This window comes from Kribbella sp. NPDC056345 (genome assembly GCF_042262745.1).
Taxonomy (GTDB): domain Bacteria; phylum Actinomycetota; class Actinomycetes; order Propionibacteriales; family Kribbellaceae; genus Kribbella.
In genome coordinates, this window is sequence record NZ_JBHJQQ010000011.1 from 119,237 (window position 1) to 139,757 (window position 20,521).

Annotated in this window: 20 protein-coding genes; 15 read left to right on the forward strand and 5 right to left on the reverse strand. The window is 64.1% G+C overall.

The window, feature by feature from the left end; genetic code table 11:
- Positions 1–258 precede the first annotated feature (258 nt).
- The 7 genes from ACFCV3_RS32335 to ACFCV3_RS32365 all read left to right on the forward strand — a co-directional run bounded on the left by ACFCV3_RS32335 (position 259) and on the right by ACFCV3_RS32365 (position 11,201).
- Positions 259–1,185: a hypothetical protein gene (locus ACFCV3_RS32335; protein ID WP_376036425.1), complete on the forward strand. Its 927-nt coding sequence runs from the start codon at positions 259–261 to the stop codon at positions 1,183–1,185.
- A 104-nt stretch (positions 1,186–1,289) separates the two neighbouring features.
- Positions 1,290–2,285 (forward strand): hypothetical protein, encoded by a 996-nt coding sequence (locus tag ACFCV3_RS32340; protein WP_376036427.1) that lies wholly within the window; start codon positions 1,290–1,292, stop codon positions 2,283–2,285.
- A 36-nt stretch (positions 2,286–2,321) separates the two neighbouring features.
- Entirely contained in the window at positions 2,322–3,554 is a 1,233-nt protein-coding gene (locus tag ACFCV3_RS32345) for an AAA family ATPase (protein ID WP_132399959.1), read from the forward strand.
- Between the two features lie 45 nt (positions 3,555–3,599).
- Complete coding sequence (locus ACFCV3_RS32350) at positions 3,600–5,294, forward strand: hypothetical protein (protein ID WP_376036429.1); 1,695 nt, start codon at positions 3,600–3,602, stop codon at positions 5,292–5,294.
- 87 nt (positions 5,295–5,381) lie between these two features.
- Complete coding sequence (locus ACFCV3_RS32355) at positions 5,382–7,313, forward strand: AAA family ATPase (protein WP_376036432.1); 1,932 nt, start codon at positions 5,382–5,384, stop codon at positions 7,311–7,313.
- A 302-nt stretch (positions 7,314–7,615) separates the two neighbouring features.
- Positions 7,616–10,426, forward strand: coding sequence for a UvrD-helicase domain-containing protein (locus ACFCV3_RS32360; protein WP_376036434.1), 2,811 nt, complete (start codon positions 7,616–7,618; stop codon positions 10,424–10,426).
- Between the two features lie 106 nt (positions 10,427–10,532).
- A complete protein-coding gene (locus ACFCV3_RS32365; RefSeq protein ID WP_376036435.1) occupies positions 10,533–11,201 on the forward strand; it encodes a hypothetical protein in 669 nt (222 codons plus the stop codon).
- Here ACFCV3_RS32365 and ACFCV3_RS32370 read toward each other — a convergent pair.
- On the reverse strand, positions 11,163–12,698 hold the full coding sequence (locus ACFCV3_RS32370; protein WP_376036438.1) for a hypothetical protein: 1,536 nt from the start codon (positions 12,696–12,698) through the stop codon (positions 11,163–11,165). The two genes, ACFCV3_RS32365 and ACFCV3_RS32370, sit on opposite strands and share 39 nt — an antisense overlap.
- 683 nt (positions 12,699–13,381) lie before the next feature.
- Here ACFCV3_RS32370 and ACFCV3_RS32375 point away from each other — a divergent pair.
- The 6 genes from ACFCV3_RS32375 (at position 13,382) to ACFCV3_RS32400 (ending at position 17,145) form a co-directional block, all read left to right on the forward strand.
- Positions 13,382–14,464 carry an AAA family ATPase gene (locus tag ACFCV3_RS32375; RefSeq protein ID WP_376036441.1) on the forward strand — a complete coding sequence of 361 codons (1,083 nt, stop codon included), beginning with the start codon at positions 13,382–13,384 and terminating at the stop codon, positions 14,462–14,464.
- Positions 14,465–14,607: 143 nt separating this feature from the next.
- Entirely contained in the window at positions 14,608–15,477 is an 870-nt protein-coding gene (locus tag ACFCV3_RS32380; protein ID WP_376036443.1) for a hypothetical protein, read from the forward strand.
- A gap of 1 nt (position 15,478) precedes the next feature.
- On the forward strand, positions 15,479–16,060 hold the full coding sequence (locus ACFCV3_RS32385; protein ID WP_376036446.1) for a hypothetical protein: 582 nt from the start codon (positions 15,479–15,481) through the stop codon (positions 16,058–16,060).
- A 5-nt stretch (positions 16,061–16,065) separates the two neighbouring features.
- Positions 16,066–16,422 (forward strand): HNH endonuclease, encoded by a 357-nt coding sequence (locus ACFCV3_RS32390; RefSeq protein WP_376036694.1) that lies wholly within the window; start codon positions 16,066–16,068, stop codon positions 16,420–16,422.
- 184 nt (positions 16,423–16,606) lie between these two features.
- Positions 16,607–16,876: a hypothetical protein gene (locus ACFCV3_RS32395; protein WP_376036449.1), complete on the forward strand. Its 270-nt coding sequence runs from the start codon at positions 16,607–16,609 to the stop codon at positions 16,874–16,876.
- Entirely contained in the window at positions 16,873–17,145 is a 273-nt protein-coding gene (locus ACFCV3_RS32400; protein ID WP_376036451.1) for a hypothetical protein, read from the forward strand. The genes ACFCV3_RS32395 and ACFCV3_RS32400 overlap by 4 nt, the downstream gene beginning before the upstream one ends.
- 357 nt (positions 17,146–17,502) lie before the next feature.
- Here ACFCV3_RS32400 and ACFCV3_RS32405 read toward each other — a convergent pair whose 3' ends face one another.
- A complete protein-coding gene (locus ACFCV3_RS32405; protein ID WP_376036453.1) occupies positions 17,503–17,670 on the reverse strand; it encodes a hypothetical protein in 168 nt (55 codons plus the stop codon).
- 231 nt (positions 17,671–17,901) lie between these two features.
- On the opposite strand from ACFCV3_RS32405, the gene ACFCV3_RS32410 reads away from it, so the two are divergent.
- Both ACFCV3_RS32410 and ACFCV3_RS32415 read left to right on the forward strand, forming a co-directional pair.
- Positions 17,902–18,618 (forward strand): hypothetical protein, encoded by a 717-nt coding sequence (locus ACFCV3_RS32410; RefSeq protein ID WP_376036454.1) that lies wholly within the window; start codon positions 17,902–17,904, stop codon positions 18,616–18,618.
- Positions 18,618–18,863 (forward strand): hypothetical protein, encoded by a 246-nt coding sequence (locus ACFCV3_RS32415; RefSeq protein WP_376036456.1) that lies wholly within the window; start codon positions 18,618–18,620, stop codon positions 18,861–18,863. Before ACFCV3_RS32410 ends, ACFCV3_RS32415 begins: the two co-directional genes overlap by 1 nt.
- A gap of 150 nt (positions 18,864–19,013) precedes the next feature.
- On the opposite strand, the gene ACFCV3_RS32420 is transcribed toward ACFCV3_RS32415, so the two are convergent.
- The 3 genes from ACFCV3_RS32420 to ACFCV3_RS32430 all read right to left on the reverse strand — a co-directional run bounded on the left by ACFCV3_RS32420 (position 19,014) and on the right by ACFCV3_RS32430 (position 20,450).
- Positions 19,014–19,562, reverse strand: coding sequence for a hypothetical protein (locus tag ACFCV3_RS32420; RefSeq protein WP_376036459.1), 549 nt, complete (start codon positions 19,560–19,562; stop codon positions 19,014–19,016).
- Positions 19,563–19,639: 77 nt separating this feature from the next.
- Complete coding sequence (locus tag ACFCV3_RS32425; RefSeq protein ID WP_376036461.1) at positions 19,640–19,969, reverse strand: HU family DNA-binding protein; 330 nt, start codon at positions 19,967–19,969, stop codon at positions 19,640–19,642.
- A gap of 133 nt (positions 19,970–20,102) precedes the next feature.
- Positions 20,103–20,450 (reverse strand): hypothetical protein, encoded by a 348-nt coding sequence (locus ACFCV3_RS32430; RefSeq protein ID WP_376036463.1) that lies wholly within the window; start codon positions 20,448–20,450, stop codon positions 20,103–20,105.
- Positions 20,451–20,521: the final 71 nt, after the last annotated feature.

The following is a 20,521-nucleotide window of genomic DNA, read 5'->3' on the forward strand; positions in this document are numbered from 1 at the left end:
CATGTACCGGCACGAGACCTGAAGGACGTCGACCATCCGCGTCGGACCTACCTCTGCCAAGGTCCCCACTTGCCGTTGGCATTCTCCGCCGCTGGACGCCACGCCGGTTGAGGTTCGCCTGAGCCGGGACGCGGTCCAGCTCTTCGATAGCGCAAGGTCACCCGATCCGGGCCCAGATCGACGCGGCAGCAGCTGAGCTCCGACGTGCTCCCTGCTCGAAGACCCAGACCAGCGAATTCACATAGAAGGAGCGCCATCATGGCCAACTATTCAATCTCTGCCACCCAGCTCAGCGAGGGGGAAATCGTCCTCATCCGCGGCAAGCTCGGATTCTCCCGCCTGACCCGGCTCATCGACGGCGCCCAGCTTGAGGCATCCGACGCGCGGAGGGTCCAGAGCGGCGGGATGGCCGTTGGGAAGCCTCACACTACGGCGCTCATTACCCATGCCGAGCTGATCTGCAAGGACCCTGCCAATCCCACGGTGGAGGAGCGTTACGTCGCCGAGCGACGCTTCGCCTCTGCCAAGCACCCGGATACCGGTGCGAACTACTCGATCGACAGCAAGGGCAGCCTGCCGGGCATCGCAATCCCCGGCGATGACGGCAAGGTGGTCCAGGACGATTCCGGCCGGGAACTGGCCCAGGGCCTCGACGTGACTCTGGTGCTGCGCGTCTACAAGCCGAAGGGGTACGCCAACCGCGGGCTTTCGCTCGATCAGGTGATCGTCAACGAGCCTGTTCGCTACTACGTGGGCAACACCAACGCTGCTGAGCTCGCGGCTCGTGGCATCGTCTTCGCCTCGCCGCCACAGAGTGTGCAGGTGGCCGCGGCTCCCGGCGCCGAGCAGCACGGGGCTGTGGCCACGGCCGTGGACGATGGAACCGGCACCGTGATCGACGAGAACGGCTTCGCTCTGCCTGGCCCATCGGCCCATCAGCCGCAGCAGGCCGCACCGGCCACGGCGGCGGCGCCCAACTCGGTGCCCGCTTCGCAGGCAACCGCGCTGGCTGCACAGCAGGAAGAGACTCTCGAGGCCAAGCTCGCGCGGCTGGAGGCGGAGAACTCGGCGCTCAAGGATGCCGGGTCCGCCATCGGCGCTCCGTTCGCACTGACCGCCCCGGCCAGCCCGTGGAGCGACGACTCCCAGGCCGGCGAGACCGCGGGGATCACCTACCAGGGCTGAATCCTCCGCGACCGGCATGGCCCCTGCACTGGATCTGCCTGCAGGGGCCATGTCCTGCCTGCCCGATTCGTCGGCACTGCCACCGTCCTTGACGAAAGATCTCGATGACCCTTGACGATCCCCGCATCAGGTTCGCCGACTTCTATGCCAACCCGGCTATCCGTGCTCTTGCGGGCGCTGCCCGGTGGACGATCTCCGGCAGCCTCGGCGATGACCCTGACGACCCGACGGCCAAACGTAAAGCGCCCATCGACCTGCGCGCTTTGCTCGACCGCAACTGGCTGCGGGGTGCCTGGACGCTCGACGAGCAGTGTCTCGTGGTGCTCGACGAGCTCACCGACAGGCTCCCGGCGGCGACCAACGCCGCCTTCTACCTGCGTGCGCTCACCGACGGCCTCCTGGTCATCGACATCGAGCCCGATTGCCCGCCGGAGGTCGCCGCCCAGCTGCTGGCGCTGCCTGCCGTCCTGTACTGCGAGCAGTCGATGTCCGGGCTGGGTTTCCACCTGGTGACTGCGCTGCCGGACAACTTCCATGCGTTTCCTGTCGCCGCCGGCAAACGGGTGCTCCGCGAGGAGCACGGCTGGTACGAGATCTTGCTCGACCATTGGGTGACGTTCACCCGCAGTCCGCCTGCACCCGACGTCCTGGCCCGTGCCACGGCGGGGCCGGCAGGGCAGTTCTCCACGGTCGAAGACCTGTACGCCTTCCTGGCCCAGAATGCGCGAGTCCCTTCGGCGTCCGCCGCCGACGTCGACACCGGCGTCGAGGCCCCGGACATTCCGGGTGGAGCACAGATCGTCAGACAGATGGTTGCCGGCGCACGCCGCAGGTTCAAGACTCTCGACGACTTCGACGGCGACCACTCGCGTCACGAATTTTCAGTTCTCGGCACGCTCCACCACCAGCTGCTCAATCACCTGGTCGAGCACATGTCCGTCGGCCGGAGCTTCTCCAGCAGCGACCGGGCCTGGCTGCTGTTCCAGGCAGCTCAGCAAGTGATTCCACCGCGCGCGAAGCACAACGAGCGCCGCAACGGGCGCCCGTTCCTGCTCGACCGCGCCGCGGCGATGGTCGCGCAGCCGACGTCCGACTCCTGACCTCCCTGTCAGCCCACCACAGAAAGCATCCTCACTATGCGCTTCAACGACACGCTGTCCGAGGTCATCCAACTGGACCTCGAGATGAACATTGTTCCCGCCCTGATGGGCGAGCCCGGCATCGGCAAGTCCTCCTGGGTCGAGGCGCTGGCCTACTCGATGAACACAAGGGCCTTCGTGCTGCCGTGCAACCAGCTCGCTGACAAGGCAGACCTCACGGGTGCGCGTCTCGTGCCGACCAACGGTGGGTCCTACAAGCAGGTCTTCTACCCCCACCACGTCATCCAGGACTGCATCGACTATGCCGAGGCGAACCCGCGCGAGTGGCCGATCCTGTTCCTCGACGAGATCAACCGAACCACCGCCGACGTTACGTCCGGCGCGCTGACCTTGGTCACGCTGCGCTGCATGGGGCACGTCGAACTGCCGAAGAACGTCCGCATCATCGTGGCCGGCAACGACAAGGGCAACGTCACCACGCTCGACGAGGCCAGCCTGTCCCGCTTCTCGATCTACCGGGTCGAACCCGAGGCCGCGACGCTCATGAACATCCTCGGTGACGATCTCAACCCGTGGGTGAGGAAGGTCCTGACGCAGTATCCGGCACTCGTCTTCCAGAAAGCTGTGTCGGGCATCGCCGCAACTGACGGACCCGACGATGACGACGATGCCACCACTTCGTCATTCGCCGAGCTGTTCGACTCCGGCGAGGAGATGAACCAGCTGACCACGCCGCGAACGATCGACAGCCTGTCGCGCTGGCTGAACAAGGCCAGCCGTGACCAGTTGTCGCGCTACCTGGCCACGCCGACAACGATCGGAGACCGTGAGACCTACGTCCTGAACGAGGTGATCGAATCGCACGTGGGCAACACGGCGTTCGCTCTGCAGGTCGTCGCGGTCATCGCCGAAGACCTTGCTAGCGGGGCCGGCCAGGCGGTGTCCAACCAGGTCGTTGTCCCGAAGCCGAACTGCTACGCAGAGCTCAAAGCCGCACAGTCCGTGACGGACCTGTCGGCGCTGATCGCGGACCTGACCGACTCTGACAAGTCCGGTTCGCTGCTCTACGCGCTCAGGGATCACGAGGACAACACCCGGCTGATCGAACAGCTCGCCCAGGCGACGAACCAGATCGAGACGGCTCATATGCGGACCCTGTTCGAGATGCTCTCTGCTGCCCAGGCAGATACCCAGAACGTCGAGGCCTTCCTCAACAGTGGGACACCGGTGGCCGAAAGGGTCAAGCCGATGATCTCGGCGTTCCTGTGATCGAGGCCTGCTCACCGGATACCCCGAAAGGAGGGGCCAGTCATCATGACAATCACCGTTTCCAACCAGAAGCCGGCCGTGCTCGACCCAGTCCACACGATCTCGTGCAAGGGTGACTACGATCCCCTGCCCGTCCTCGGATCTGTGGTCGTGGACCCGCTGCGAACGCCACTCAACCCCGGCGCCCCGGCGAGCTTCACGGATGCGCACGGCAACGACATGGGGCCGGATATCGAGCAACTGCTCATGTCCTGCCTTGCCGAGACCGTGCAACCGGCGGCTGAGCAGACCATGAAGGAGATCCTTGGTCAGACCCTGGTCAGCTACGACCAGGGGACGACCCTGCCGGTGGGCGAACTGTTCGCTGCCCAGGCAGGGCGGGCACACAAGCTACCTGCTCCCAGCCGGACGGTCATCTACACCGCGCACCAAGACGTGATTCCCGCCGCCAAGGCACTCTTGTCAGGATCCGGCGACAGCAACGAGTTCTTTGCGGCCCTCGCCTACGCCTATCACCCGGACACGCTCGGATTCTGGTTCCAGTCCGCAGCCGCATTCGACGACTTCAAGGCCTGGCTCACCGTTCAGACCCAGGCCATGAGCGCGGCGCTGCCAGCTCAGACGGTCCGGCTGCTCGGCGACTTTGCCGCGCTGCCGCTCAAAGGCCTGACCGAGTCGCTTCAGCTGCGCGTCGACGATGCCGACGGCAACGACGAATTCTCGTTCGCGCGGGTAATCGTGCACATGCTGATGCTCTACGTCGAACAGCAGCGTGCGGGTGCAACGCTCCAGCAGGGGGTGGCGACAGGCTGCACTGCCGGTGTCTTGCCCTTCACCATCGGAGAGCTGTTTTGCCCGCGGTCGCTCGTGCTGGTGAACGTTGAAGCGCATGCCCGGGCGCGTGCCAACAAGATCACCGCCGAGTGGATGATCATCAACCAGGCCCTAGCTGCGCCGGTGAAGGTCGTCTCAAATCAAGCGTTGTCGAAGCTCACGACCCTGCAGCGCGCGACAGCCCGGGCCAAGGTTCTGGCCGGCGCACAGCAGACCGGCTGGCCGACAGGCCGGGCCGCCCGGGTGATGTTCCGTAAACAGCCGCCCTCGAAGGTCGACCTGTTCGCAGCGCTCACCCGGGTGCTGAAACGGATGGGCAAGGTCAATCGGTCACAGAACATCTTCCGCAGGTCGAAGACCACATTTCTGAAGGCGAACCGCCGTGATCCCGACGACTTCAACAAGGCCGGCCGGATCACCAGCGTGCGCTATATGCCCGACCTCCACCTCTATGTCGACACCTCCGGGTCGATCAGTGAGGCGAACTATCAGGAGGCGGTGCTGATGCTCATCAGGATCGCGAAGAAGCTCAACGTCAATCTGTACTTCAACTCGTTCAGCAGCGTGCTCTCGGAGGAGACGTTGCTGAAGGTGGAGAACAAGTCCGTCACCCACATCTGGCGGGAGTTCCGCAGGGTCCCGAAAGTCAGCGGTGGAACCGACTACCTCCAGATCTGGCGCTACATCAACGCCAGCGCGGTCCGCAAGCGCCGGCTGAGTCTGGTCATCACCGACTTCGAGTGGACTCCACCCTCGACCCGTGAGGACCACCCAGCCAACCTCTACTACGCGCCGTGCGGAGCCATGGACTGGGACTCCATGGTCAGCAACGCGAAGCAGTTCACGAGGGCCATGCAGCACATCGACGCGGCCACCGCGCAACGACTGCTGGGAATGATCGCCTGAGCCTTCGCTCCCCAACGACGGTGCTGCCCACTCGGGCGGCACCGTCGTCCCGTCTCGCCACATTTCACCCGCGAAGGAGCACGATCAATGGGCCTCCAGAACTTCACAGGCCGTCCCGACGATGACACGGGTTCGCCGAGTGGACCCGGTGGCCCGTCCGGCTTCGCTGTCGGTCTGCCTATCGGAGACGACGAGGACACCAACGGCAATGTCGTTGAAGAGATGCTCATCGACTACAACGAGAAGTACCGAAACGCCGAGCCCACGCTGTTCCGCGACAGGCTGATCGAGCAGATGCTCTCGATACTCATCGGAAGGACCAAGCCCAACGCGCTGCTGGTCGGTCCCGCCGGTGTCGGCAAGACCAAAATCGTCGAAGACATTGCCCGGCGCATTGCCCTCGGCGACACCCTCATCCCGGATCGGCTCAGGAACCACACGGTGTACGAGCTGCCACTCTCGAATCTCGTCGCCGGATCCTCGCTGGTAGGTGCGCTCGAGGAGAAGGTGAAGGCGGTCGTCACCTATGCCTCGGATCCCGCGAACAAGGTCATCTTGTTCATGGACGAGATCCATCAGCTCACCACCAGATCCGACGGTGGCACCTACGGGAAAGTCGCGCAGATCCTCAAGCCCGCCCTGGCACGCGGCGACATGATCGTCATCGGTGCCACGACCATGCAGGAGGCACGCTCTCTCGACGACGACCCCGCGTTCAAACGCCGCTTCTCCCGGCTCATCGTCGACGAAATCACGCCCGAGCAGACAGGAACCGTGCTGGAGAAGATCCGGCCCGGCCTGCTGGCTCACTACGGGTACCAGATCAGCGTCACCGACGACGTTCTGGCCACCGTGGTCCGGATAGCCGACGCGAACTCGCACCTAGGATCCCACCGACCCGACAACGCGATCACGCTCCTGGACCGGGCGATGGCCAACCGAGTCCTCGAGCAGAAACGGCTCATTGCTGTGGCGAGTGCGGCCGGTGATACCGCAGCCGTGCAGGCACTCCAAGCGATCCCGTGCGTGCCGCTCACCGAGACCCGGGTTGTCGACGTTGCTCGTCGGCTTGTCACCGGCAACGCGATGAAGAACGTCTTCGACGTCGCGTTGCTGAGCGCCGCTCTGACCGAGCGGCTGCAGGGCCAGGACTGCGTGCTCGCCACCCTGGTCGACCAGATCGCGCGTGAGCAGCTGGAGGTGTTCCCGCGCACAGCACCAGTGGCCTGGCTGTTCGCTGGCGCTTCCGGGGTCGGCAAGACCGAGACTGCCAAGGTGATCTCCGAGCACCTGGCCGGCCAGGAGCCGATCGTGCTGAACATGACCGAGTATCACCACGAGTCGTCCATCTCCCGGATCATCGGCGCGCCTCCCGGCTACATCGGGTCGGACTCGAACGCCGAACTGCCGTTCGATTCGCTCGAATCCAATCCGCACAGGGTCATCCTGCTCGACGAGTTCGAGAAGGCCGACCGAGCAGTGCAACGCCTGTTCCTTCAGGCCCTCGATGCGGGCTTCATCACCACGGCACGAGGCAAGCGGATCGACTTCTCCAAGGCGTTCGTCATCGCGACAACCAACGCAGCCCGCGACGTCCTTGACGGCCAGCAGGTCGGCTTCGGCGGTAGCCCGAAGGCCGTTTCGAACCGCAGCCTCAAGGCGGCCCTCGCGCAGTTCTTCGACGCCGAGCTGCTCGGCCGCTTCTCGACGATCGTCGGCTTCAACCCCATCGACGAGCAGACCTACCGCGACGTCTTGACCGCGCACTACGCGCATCAGCGGGGACAAGCCGTCGACGCTAAGCCTCGGCTCAATCAAGTCCTCCCTGCAGCGCTCCCGGACGCTGAGCTGTCTGCCATGTCCGAGCGAACCTTCGTACCCAGCCATGGGGCTCGTCCCGCCGCGCGTGCAATCAGGGCCTGGATCGAAGACATCCTGATCGCCGCACAGACGACACCTCCGATCACCGCGGCACAGCAAGTTGCTCCCGCCCCGGTCGCCCCCGAGCTCAGCGACTGAACATCAGCTGAAAGCAACAGTCCGGACGCTCGGGTACGCGCGCGGTCCTGGCGCAATCCACCGCGCGCTGCCTTCGGCGCGCGGTGCCCGGGGCCTCACGGCCCCGACGGGTGGGGACACGAGGCATCTGCCCACCTCTTCGCGAACCCTTCCCGGCTCGGCTCTCCGAGTCGCACCCAGTGGTCACCGCCTGCTCCTTCACAAGCAGGAAGGAACATCGCCGACCCCTCTTCGCGCAGCACGCCGATGCCCTGCGGCATGCCTTCCAGCCCCTTCTCGCCGGATCACAGAAAGCGCGCACAATGCCTCTCCTACTTGACGACATCGATCTCACGATGCCGACCACCGTCAAGGTCGTCGACCCGAAGTTCTTCTCCTCGAAGCTCACCGGCAACGGCAAACACAAGACAGGACTGCTCCGCGGCGACCTGCGCCCGGCCAGCACCTCCCGCAACAGTGCCCATGCCGCAGGCACCATCGACCACATCGAGGTCAAGTCGAGTTCCACCCAGCACGGCATCACGACCGCCAGCATCCCGTTCGCGCCGGTGCTGCGCCGCGCACTCACCGAGGCCGGCGGCTCCTTCACTCTCGCTACTCCGCAGGACCAGGACCGGTGTGCTGTGGAGACCGGTTCGACAGACTGGGACGTCGCCTTCGACATGACGCCGCAGGGGGCCAAGCTCGTCGAAGACGCCAACGGCGGCGGCGCGAACGGCGCTCCGAAGATGAGCCGCGACCTCGTCGTCCAGTACCGGATGGAGCTGTACTTCTTCAGGAAGGGCCACGCCGAGCCCGAGCGTACGCCGATCGCCTCGACGACGTCCGGTCCCGGACATCACACCGCCGCTGCTTTCGTGAGCTGGGACAACAGCCCGATGGACAACGCGGGTGCCTTCGTGACCGAGGTCCTGCGAGCGATTGGCCTGACCCACCGAAACCCTGACCTGCTGGTCGATTGGCTGGCCAACGAGTTCAACATCCACGACCGCATCACCCGTCAGGCCGAAATCTGGGACTCCGAAGTGATCGCCGAAGAGATCCTCGCCTACATCGACGGTCTTCCGGCCTCGCCCACGAAGCAGCACCTCAACGCCCTCGCCGTGCAGCTGCGTTACCTGGAAAACTACAACGTCCCCCTCGAGGCCTACCGCTCGATCCATCAGAAGATCGAGACCACTTTCGACGACGAAACCGCGGCGGCATTGTCCAAGCAGAACCTCAACCTACTGATGAGTCACACGCTGTTCCACCTCGAAGGAATGAAGTCGCAGCTGACCACCGTCGCCGCGCCGGGCCTGGCCCCGGTCATGCCGGCACACCTGTCGGTCCAGCAGCGCGCTGCCCTCACGACCCACGAACCGCTCGTGATGGTCCAGGCCGGCGCAGGAACCGGCAAGAGCACCGTGATCCTCGAACGCATCAAGTACCTGGGGAGCTGCGGTGTTGCCGCCTCCGACGTCACGGTGCTGAGCTTCACCAACGCTGCAGCCGACAACATCACCGCGAAGAACCCCGACGTCGGATCGATGACCATCGCCCGGATGATCAACGACATCTACCAGCTGAATCACCCGATGCACGAGCTGTCCAGTATCGACACGATCATCAACTCGATCGACATCTTCTACCCGACCAGCGACTTCGCTGCCGGATTCCGGCTACGACTGCTCGAGGTCGACCAGAACAAGACAGGCGCGTTCACGGCCCTGAACACCTACATCGAGAACCACTTCGATGAGGTCATCGCCTTGCTCGACATGATCAAGCAAACCTCGCTCGAGCTGGAAATCATCATCTGCTACCAGCGGATCGACACCATGCTCGAGCCGACCAACGTGCAGTGCAAGTACCTGATCATCGACGAGGTGCAGGACAACTCGATCTTTGAGTTCATCTACCTGCTGAAGTACATCACCAAACACGCCCAGTCCCTGTTCATCGTCGGCGACGCCAGCCAGACCCTGTACGAGTTCCGGTCGGCGAACCCGCGCGCCCTCAACACCCTGGAAGGCTCAGGGGTGTTTGCGACCTTCAAGCTGACGACCAACTACCGGTCCAACCAGGAGATCCTGGACTTCGCGAACGTCGTACTCGGCGACCTGGAAACCAACCAGTTCGCCGGCATCCAGCTGCAGGCCAACTCCCTAGCAGTCCCGACGGCGAAATCCTTCCAGGAAAAGGTGACGCTCGATTACCGCGCCGTGCCGAAGCTGACCTCGTTCGTCGCCCAGGATCTGGCCGGCATCGTAGGCCGCACCATTTCGCGCTACGTCGATGCTTGCCTGGCCCGTGGTGAGCAGGTGTGCTTCCTGGCGTACTCGCGTCGCGAGGTGACCGTGATCCAGACTGCGCTGGAACAGGTCTATCCCCAGCGGCATGTCGCGTCGCTCGTCAGCGACAGAGTCTTTGCGACCGACGTCTTCTCCAAGTACATCAAGCTGTACTGGAACGACGTCCTCCAGGTCCAGCCTCCCGCCGCCTCGTTCGTGGTGACTCAAGGCATCAAGGACAACCTGGACAAGCTGACCAAGAACGCCGGCAACCAGAAAGTCGTCTTCGCGGTCATCGGTATGGTGCAGAAGTGGTGGCTTGAGAACGCTGTCATCGTCCGCGGGTGGGAACAGCTTCACCAGCAAGGCGTGCTCACGCGCGACGACTTCTTCGAGCGCCTGCGAGACAGTCTGCTGTCGTTCGAGATCCGTCACAACGCGGTGCGCCAGTCGCTGGTGAACCAGAAGAACCGTGACCGCAAAGCCAAGAACGCCGAGTCCGATGCCGACCTGGTGGTCTCGACGATCCACGGTGCCAAGGGCATGGAGTTCGACAACGTCGTGGTCCTGCACAAGGAAAGCGCTGCGACGACCCAGGCGAGCCGTCGCGAGTTCTACGTCGCGTTCACCCGAGCCAAGAAGACTGAATACATCCTGTCCTACGGCACGGTGAAGAACCCGCCGATCGAGAGCAGCTACGCGCAGATCGTCAGCCTGCTCACCAAGCGCGACGCCCAGACCGCTGCACGTGCAGCCGGCGTCGATCCGGATCTTCTGGACGACGACGGCGCCGATCCCGGGGCGTTCGGCGACTATTCCACGGTCGCCCAAGCCGTCTGACGACAGGCGTCCTTCACACACCGCAGAGGTAGGTACCTCGTTCAGCGAGCACGCCTACCTCTGCGGTGTTCCCACCCAACCAACGAAGCAGCCAAGGGAGTTCGCTGTGACAGCCATCGGAGCCCGCCCTGAGACCGGCGAATTCATCGAGAGCCCCCACGCCACCTACGACCTGATCATCTGCCACGACAACCGGATCATCTTCCGCGGCCACTACGAGACACGCCAGAAACGACTGGACCAGTGCATCGGTGTCCTGACCAGCTCTGACCTCCTGGCCGGAACAATCACTCCAGAGCGCGCCTCCATGATCCACGAACTGCATCACGCTCACGCAAGCGCCAACCCCGACAGGGTCATCAACAACATCGCGGAACTGTGCCGTCGATGGGACATCCAGGTCTACGAATGCACCACCTCAAGACGGAGCTACCAGCACCCGGCCTCACAACACGCTGGGGCACCACAGGTGCTGTACTCGGTCATCACTGTCTACGGTCCCGGCCAAACCATCGCCGAACACTTCCCCTCTCGGGAATCCCGCACGGCCAGCCTCGTTGACCGTGCGGAGCACTTTTTCGCCACTCCTGGGCAAATCCCTGACCTTGTACTCGCCGACGAGCAGCGCTTGGCTGCCCTCGTAGCGACGTTCCTCATGCCGGCAACCATCGCTCTGACCGAGTCGGTACTCGGCAAAGCAGACGGCGTCTACCGTCCGACCGGCATCGCCTCGCCCCTAGGACGAATCCCCAGCCCGAACAACAGAGCTGGCTGATGCCGCTTCGGCGGATTCAGGATGCTCAGCTCGCGGGGTTCGGCGTGACGTAATGCGCGACAGATGAAGGATGACCGGCTCATCTTCGCCGTACCAGACCATTTCGGCCTGATGCTCGCCACAGCTCTCGATGCGCAGGCCGGGGACGCCTCCGAACTCGCCGTCGCTGTAGTCCTTGGCGGCTAGCCGTGTGACGACCTCGGGCATCTCCGGACCGTTGATCCACTCAAATCGTGCGATGTCTGTGGTTGTTTGCCACATGTCCATCCACTGCCTTCTCGTACGATCGCTGAACAGCGATGTCCGCAGTACTGTGCCCACTTGTCCGAGCAGCAGCGCCGCCGGCGTTGCCATGAAGTCCTTGTTGTACTTCTCGTTCGGTGACAGCTCGGTTCCAGTAACGATGTCGGGGTTGCTCTCGTGGATGTGAGCTGCCAGGTCCATTTTGGTGCTCCGGTCTTGAGATCGGCGATGGGTTGCGCTGAGGGTCGTGCCCGCCGGCGGCAGCCAGTGGCGGTCTTTTTCTGACGGGCGAAACTTCCGGATGTGCAGGGTCGCGGATCCAAGGATCACGGCAGTGGGCTCCGATGGATCGCCGATGTGGGCGCCGGGGATGCCAATAGCTGGATCGGTGAGTGCTGACGCGATGTCCTCGGCAGGTATGGGGCCGTTGAACGCGAGGTTCCATCGGCCTTTCGTCTTCCATAAGGTGCGCCGTAGCCGGGGGAAGGACTCCGACTGGTCGCGCTGCAGCGGGTCCCACAGCAGGGAGCCGAGGGCCCAGACAGAGTCGGGATGCTGGCTGGTCAGCCGCACTACGACGCCCGCAATGAGCGTCTGCAGGTCTGGGGTCGACGCAGGCATAGCTGCCGCGATCTTCGCCTCGCCTGGTGTCAATGGCGTACTCGCGTCGGTCGTATTCCACCGTCGCGACCAGCCGTGACCGCTGCTGGCCGTGGTTGGCTTTGTGTAGGCGTTTTTTGCTTTCAGCGTCCCTTGCAGGCGGAGGAATCCGCCAGTGGGCAGATGCAGGAACCGGTACCACCGCCCGTATTCGTCTGCTTCGTAGCAGCGCAGGCCAGGGATCCCTGACACCGAGCCGGCGTAGTCCCTGGGCAAGATCTTCTGGATGAAATGCTGATGGATGTCACTCAGCAGCACCAGTTCGTTATGCCCTGGGGAGATCACGATGTTCTCGCGGAGGATCTCGCAGCTGGCACAGACCGCCAGATCACCCTGCCGCGCAGCGATCTTCTCGTTCTGGTTCAGGAAGAGCATGCCGAGGAAGAACCTGAGCGCGCGCTGCTGAGGAGTGCAGACATCGAGACCAGGTGAACCGTCCCGGGCAAGGTTTCGCGCGGCCAGCCACTTGGGCTCCTGCGTATACGAGACGCGAAGAAGAGCAGTGCGACCGAGGTAGCGAGGCATGGCTATCCCATCTAGCCCGCCCGGACAGGCAATGGGTGTCGTGGCCGTGTGCTGCAAGGTCGTCTTCACTACGAGATGGGCATGGTCCCTGCCCTCAACTCCAACTGCGGGCTGTCCGGGGGCGTCGCAGCCAGATCTCAGCTCTCGGTCCGAGTCTTAGCGGTAGGACCGTAGCACCAGCGGTGCCGGGGTCCGAGCATCTAGGGCTGTCGCTCCGATACGGCGTGTCGCCGGAAGCGGAACTGGGCTCGGACAGCGCTGAGGAGTTCCCACAGACGATCGCCCGCCGGCGCCCAGTCGACACAGGTTGGGCCGATCGCCCCAGTCAGAGGAGCACCCATGGACACCGGCAATACCGAGGTCACGGCCGAACTCTTCCCGGACTACCAGTGGAAGAAGTGCCCCTGCGGACGGGAGCACGGCAACGGGAACCCTGGCGGATCTCGCAACACCAAGCGCAGCTGTTCTTGTGGACGGGTGCACGGAGCTGACGAGACAGTCGCTGTCGATCGCTTCCGTCCCGCCGGCCCGGCGGGTTACAAAGCGAGCCCGGCAATTCGGGCGGATGCGCCCCTCCGGCGTACACGTCACGAGGCGGAATCGGATGCCTGCGATGAGTTGGCGTCGACCGACAAGTCCAGCTCGCGACGAGATCGCCGATGACACGAGGGCATTGGCACCGCCGCGGCGAGAACCAACCCCCAAGCAAGCCCACACCTACTCACACTTCCTGCGAAAGCGAGAGCTTCTCTATGCCTGCGTCCACGATCGTCGCCTCCGGCGGTGCGTACCGCCTGTACGGCGACTCCGTGCAGACCTACAAGCGACTGCCGGTCGCCACCTACACGATCGCCTTTTCGGAGCTGAGCGGCTACACCCTCCACCGCGTCGAGCCGCTGGCATCGGGGGAGGAGGCCATCTATGGGAATCACGTGGAACGAGTCCGCCGGATCGTCAGCGGCTACTCGGCGACGAACCGGTCGCTGGGTGTCATCCTGTCCGGCGACAAAGGTATGGGCAAGAGCCTGATGGTCCGGATGATCGCCGAGCGGATGCGCGTTGAACGGAGCTTGCCCACGGTGCTAGTTCAGCACGCCACGCCAGGTCTCGCTTCGTTCCTGGACGAGCTCGGTGAAACGGTTGTCGTGTTCGACGAATTCGAGAAGGTCTTCCCGAACGAGGGTGAGAACGAGGCGCAGACTCAGTTCCTGAGCTTGTTCGACGGACTCAGTACGACGAAGCGCCTGTATGTCCTCTCGGTCAACGAGCTGCGCCGCGTCAACGACTACATGCTCAACCGCCCCGGCCGCTTTCACTACCACATGCGCTTCGCCTACCCCGACGCCGAGACCGTAGCTCAGTATCTGCGCGACCAGGTGCCTGGGATCGACGAAACGCAGGTGGCGACGGTCGTCGACTTCTCCCGCAAGTACGACGTGAACTTCGACCATCTCCGCGCGATCGCCTTCGAGCTGAACCTCGGCGAGGAGTTCGCCGATGTGATCGGCGACCTGAACATCAAGCGCAACGAGAGCTTCATCCCGCACGTCGAGGCCCACATCACCTGGGACGACGGGGAGACCGATGTCGTCTCCGGCCAGGTCGACCTCTTCGACCGTGAGGGCCTGCAGTCGATCGACGCCTGGGAGCTGGAGACCTCGCTGCAGTTCCGTGTCCGCGACGCCGTGCCGTCGAAGGACGGCTACGTCTTGCCGCGCGGTGCCTTCGAGACCGTCGACATCCGCGACCAGGACGACCGGCCGCGCGATGAGAAGAGACGGACTGCCGTCTCCGTGATTCTGCACCGCACCCGGCAGCACTCCATTGACTTCTGAGCCTCCCGCGGGCGCGCAGTCCAGCAGGTGCCGGTGTCGAACTATTGCAGGTCGAGGACCGTCGCCAACTCTGCCTGTCGTGACGGTCCAAGGCATGAGCCATAGCCGGTCGAGCCTCCGATTTGAACACTGAAAGGCCAGCCATGGTTGATGAAAAGCCCGAGAATCCGTACACCCAGACGTACCTCAACTTCCTCAATTACACTGCCGGACACGAGCTCACCGTCGTCCGTGACGACGGCCTTTACCGGCACCTGCGGATGCGTGACCCGCAGATGGGCGGTATCTGGAGCTGGGATGTCGTCACGTGGCCTGGGCACCTCGCCATGTCCGGCGACCTCGCTTCCGGGTTCGTCTTCGCGCGCATCGAGGACATGCTCGCCTTCTTCGACCGCGCCGGTCACCGCAGCCACTATTCCGACGGTGCACCATCGATCGATTTCGCCTACTGGGCGGAGAAAATCGTCGGACGGGACTGCTATCGCGGCGTTCGAAAGTACTCCCACAACATCTTTCTCAGGTACGTCACGCACACCCTTCAAGAGGACTCAGTCCTCGGGCTCGACGCCCAGATCGAGTACGAGAAGACCGTGGAGATCGCCCGCCGGGTCACCGCGCGCAACGGCGTCCACTACGAGGACTACCTCGAGCACCTGCGCCAGAACTCTCCTCGCGCGCACCTGGACATCGACGGCAATTCGCCTGACGAAGAGCAGTACTTCGGGCTGCCGATCCCCGAGACCTCGCCGGCCGAACGTCGGCAAGCACTGATCGACGACGCTCGCCAGGTCGAGAGCAGCCGCGAGGACGCGCACCAGTGGCTCAACGACCACCACGATTACCTCGGCCAGGACACGTGGGAATGGGACCTTTCCGACTTCGATACCAGCTTCATTGCCGCCTGCTATGCCCTCGACAAGACCACCCAGGCCTGGGCGGAACACCTCGCCGCGAACCCCGAAGCTGTTTGCTCGTCCGCCGCTCACGCCGCAACCAACAGAATTCGGGTCTGACATGCCCAAGTACCGTGTCATCTCCGAACTGGACCCGGGCGACGAGTGTCGCGAGCCCCGCGGTACGCGTCTTCGCCTCGATGAGGCCCGTATCGTGACCGTCGTCCAGGCGGCGAGCCTTGCTGACGCCACCGCTGATGCCGCGAACGCCGAATCGCACAGTGAGCGCCGCATCGTCTCCGTTGAGGAGCTTGGTCCCGTGCTTGCCATCTCCGATGAGGCACTCAGCCGTGCACTGGGAAACGCCGACAGCTCACCGACCGGCGAGCCACTCGTAGACCCTGAGATCTTCGACGACAGCCACCTGCCGCTCCAGCGACGCTCAGAGTTCGTTACTGCCGTCCAGCAGGTTGTTTACGGTCTGCGCGAATCCGGACTCGTGCCGGGCCTGGAGATCTCGGTGCTCGCCAACGAGCCCGATGAGCCGTACGCAATGATCGAAGTCCACGACGACGCCCGCGGCATCTTCCTCTCCCGAGGAACCGAGATCCGCAAGCTGACCGACGACCACTCAGCCACCGGCTGGAACGGAGTCCTTGCGGTCGCACGCGCCCTCATAGCCCTCAGCAACGACCTGCAGTGACCGCCATGCATGCGGACCCTCTGGTCATCTGGGCCGCGATCGCACTGCTCGGCGTCGTGATCCTGGTGGTGCACGCCGGCGGAGGCCGCCGGCGTCGGGACCCGAATCGGTTCTACACCTGGCCCGAGAAGCAACTACTGATCCACCAGGCCGCCGGCCGCTGCGAACACAAGCCGCCGCTGTGGAGACGTTGCCTAGCGCAAGGAACACAGGCCGACCACATAATTCCCTGGAGCCGCGGAGGCCCAACCAGGTTGTGGAACGGGCAGTTGCTCTGCGAGCGGCACAACCGGCGGAAGTCGAACCACGTCCCGAGCGCGCTCTATCGATGGCGGCTGCAACGGCGCCGTACGAGGTACTGAAGACCCTCCTAGAACGCCACGCCTCGCCGCTGGAGGCGAGTTCCGGCGAACGACCTAGACGCCGCGCCAGATGACGAGACCGTCATGTATCTCGCCGTACCCGCTGCCCATGCTTACCAGCCTCCGTCGGCATGGGCCCACCCGTCCGTCCGCGACCGACGGCTGTCTTGAGGAGACAACCACCATGACCCTTGACTACATGATCGGTTCGGCCAGAGATCCGAACGGTGCCAATCGCCAGATCCGCAAGAGAGTCGAGGCCGCTGTCAGGCGGAGCCTGCGGGCCGGAGGCGTGCAGACCTTCACATCTGTGGAAGCAGCCTCGGACCTGGTTGTCAGCTACTTGACGACAGGCAACACCGCGAGCCTGAAGCTCGTGTACGACCTCGCGGGGAGCGAGATCGCGGGCCTGCTCGAGGAGTTGCGCCAAGCCGGCGTCCAGGACCGCCAATGAAGACCTTCGACGAACTGATCAGCCGGTTCGACCAATGGGCAACCGAACGCGACCTCATCGAATCCGACGTACTGCACTCCCGCAGGGCCTGGGAAGAGTCCGACGACGCCGGCATCGCGCTACTGCGAGAAATGGTCGCGGCCCTGCGCACCTATAACACTGAGGGCCCCGCCTCCGGTGGGGTCCGGACTCTTGGCGCCCTCGCCGCTGGCCGGCCACTGCGCGTCGACCCGCGGCTGGCGCCGTCACCTGGCACGAGCCGTGAGTAGCAAACCGGGGACCTGCCCGGATTGCAGCGCGGAAGCCCGACAACCGCACGCCAACGACTGCGACGTCGCACGATGCCTGACCACGGGAGGCCAGCGCCTGTCCTGCCTCATGCTCGGTGCGTCACAGAGTCATGACTGCGGACACGACACCTGGTCCGGTGAGTGACCGGGCATCGCCGAATGCCGCGAGTTCGGCTGGTACGTCTACGGCGACCCGAGCGTGGACGGTTTCTGGGTGCGCTGCGGCTCAGACCACCCTCAGGCGACCGAAGACCTCAACCGTCTAGTCACCGAGGCCGACTGGAACCCGGCCCTGCAGCGCTGGCAGCAGCGGCCGTGATCAGCCGCAAATAGACCTCACGGCTGCTCGGCGTCGTCCAGCGCCGCCCACTGGACGAACTCCACCAGCTCATCGTGCTTGCCCTGCGTTGCGCAGCGGCTCATCGACCGCCTACCCCGACCACCACAGAATGCGACGACGATGGCCTGGATCAGATGCCCCCATTGTGACGAGAAACGGGACACCTCCGGGCGCTACACCTCGCCGACCAACGCGAAGCGCGATCACGACTGGTGGCTTGAGGAGCACGTCTCCGGCAGGTGTGCCCTGAACGATCTGTCCACGCAAGACCCAGCCCCGGAGCGCGGTCACCAGGCAACAACCTGAGGGCACAACTGACCTCTGATCGAAGCGCCATCCCCGGCGCTGGCCTCTTGTCCTTCCTCTACCTGACTCAATCGACTAAGGAGCCCGCTATGGGTGCAAGTATGAGCACGGCGTACGTCGCCTCGCTTCCGGACGCCAAGCTCGACTGGGATGCCGGTTCGGAGGCTCTGGACGAGATCACCGATCCGAGTGTCTTCGAATGGGATTCGTTCGAGCTTGAGACTCAGGCCGAGTTCCTCGACGACGATGGCGGCATCCCCGAAGAGCCGACCTGCGAGATGACCGATCTCGCGACACTCAAGAAGTACGGACGTCGCGTGCTCACCGAGCTCAAGGAAGCGCTGGACACACCCGACGTCACCTTGTTGACGATTGGTGGCTACTGGATCTATCTCACCGGAGGACTCGACGTCGACGCTGGAGTCGACGACGAGTACGGCGCGATCTACGCCTCTCTGGGACTGCCCGACCCTGTGATGAAGGCCGTGGGCTTCGTCCCGAAGCCCGAGTACCCTCCGTCGCGCCGATCCGGTGCCCACGGAGACGCGACCGACACCGACATCGTTGATGCGATCGCGCTCGGCCTTGGCACGAAACCGAAGTGGCAGGCGCGCGCCGAGCTCACATGGATCGCCGACGCGATCGGACAGGTGCGCCCCCACCCGTACGACGCAGATCCCGTCGATTACTACGAGGACTTCACGGGCCGAACGGGCTTCGACCCGCTGAACGACGCCTTCCTCAGTCGATACGTCGGCGAACGTGCGACGGCCGACGATGACCCCGACGAGAAGAAGGCCGGCTGATGTTCAGCACGACTCGTCGCGTCGTGGCAGTCAGCGCATTCGCCGCCTGCAGCGTCGCTGTCCTGGCCGGCTGGCTCACCGGGTTCTTCGCTCGGGTAGTGACCGGCGTCAGCAGGTCCTGGGACTCTTTGCTCGCCTGGCTGCGGGCACCTCTGGACATGAGCCATCTCGTTGCCACGACCACGACAATCCTTGTCCCGCTGGTTCTGGTCCTCGTCATCATCATGGTCCTGTCCGACGATTGACTACCACCACATCTGTGCCTTCCACACGATGAACCTCGAGCACACAGTGCACTCCGGACGCGATTGCGCCCGGGGTGCACTCTTTTTTCGAGCATGGGCCTGCGTCGATCCTGCAGACGCTCCTCCAGACTTGGACGCTGCCTCGGTTGGCTATGCGACGCAGTAAGGCCCCAGGCTGGGCAGCGTTCTGGCAGCCTCAATTGCCGGAATACCCGTGTGGGCGACGTCGACAAGATGGCGGATGGCGCGCTCGCCCGCGGTCCAGTCGATGTAACCATCCGCTGCGACGATCAGGACGTGGTCGGGGCGGATCATCAAGCTGCGGAACGTGTCGACGACGGCCGTGCTGCCGCTCTCGCAGGCGTCAAGGGTTAGAAGCCGGGCGGTGATACCCCCGGCGGCGTGTAGCGCCGTGGCCAAGGCAGGCAGGGTGGTGCCGAAGCCCCAGTTGCGCGCACCGACATACCAGGCTGCATCGCCGTATGGCCACGGCGGCTCTGTTCCCCAGGATGTGTGGCTGTAGCCGTGACCGGTCAGCAACACTGCATCGGCCGTACAGATCGCCTCGGCCAGTTGGCCGAGGCCTCCGGCGACGATCGGCGAAGCCACTGTGCCCGGCGCACGCAGGTGCAGTTGCCTGGCGAATTCCTGGTACGCGGGCAGTCCGGTAAAGGTGACGGGTTGCAGCAGGCTGGGCACGAGACTGACGCTAGCAGCGGCTGCATTGCTGAACGGCTGCGACGGTCTGGGCCGCTGTCCGCGTCCGGGATGCATGTTCAGGCCGGCTCGTCTTCCACGATCGCTTCGTCGGTGGGACTGGGTTGTCCCTCGAGCTGCCGGTTCACGATGGGCGAGGCAGAGAACTTCAGTACCGAGTAGTCGTCTACCGCGGACTGGCCGAAGTGGACCTTGTGGCCCTTGTGCGCCTGGTGGTAGAAGCGGCCGAAGCCAGTCAATACGACGGTCTCACCTTGGGAGACCGCGTTCATGAGCTCGCCGAAGATCTCTTCGTAGACGGAGGTGACCGTCTTGATCGGCCACCCGCTGCGCGCTGCGACGCGCGAGATGAACTCGCGCTTCGCGACGCGCTGATGTTGGTCGGTCATCACCTGGGTCATGTTCAGGCCCTGCTCTCTGCTTCGGCGTAACGCTGGTTCTGTTGGGTTCGGTTGACCGGAAGAGATCTCTTGAATGGTCGGCATCGGCTGGGCATTCGGCTCCAACTCGGCTGATGGGCCGTCAGAACTCGAAGCCTTCGTCCAGCGGGTGACGGAGGTCGCGGTCCTGGATGTCCACGGTCTCGATCTGAGTGATGGTTCGCCGGGTCTCCTTGGACTGGTCGCGTTCCTCCTGGGCGGCGACCTGGTGTGCTGCGCGCAGCCTGGCCTGGTTCTGTTCGCGGCCGACTTCGGACGCCGCCGCTATCGCAGACTTGATGAACTGTGCGGCGGCGGTGGGCGTCTTGTCCTGTTGCTGGTAGTGCCGGGCCTGGTCCCACTTCGCCCGGTCGTCCGGTGTGACGAAGCCGAATCCGAGGGCGGTCTCGCTGGGGCGGGGGAGCCCGTTGCCCTTGTGCTGGTTGCTCATAGCTTCAGTTCTCCATCTCAAAGCTGATTGTCACTGACTGCGGCAGTACGGGATCGGTGTGACCGGACCGG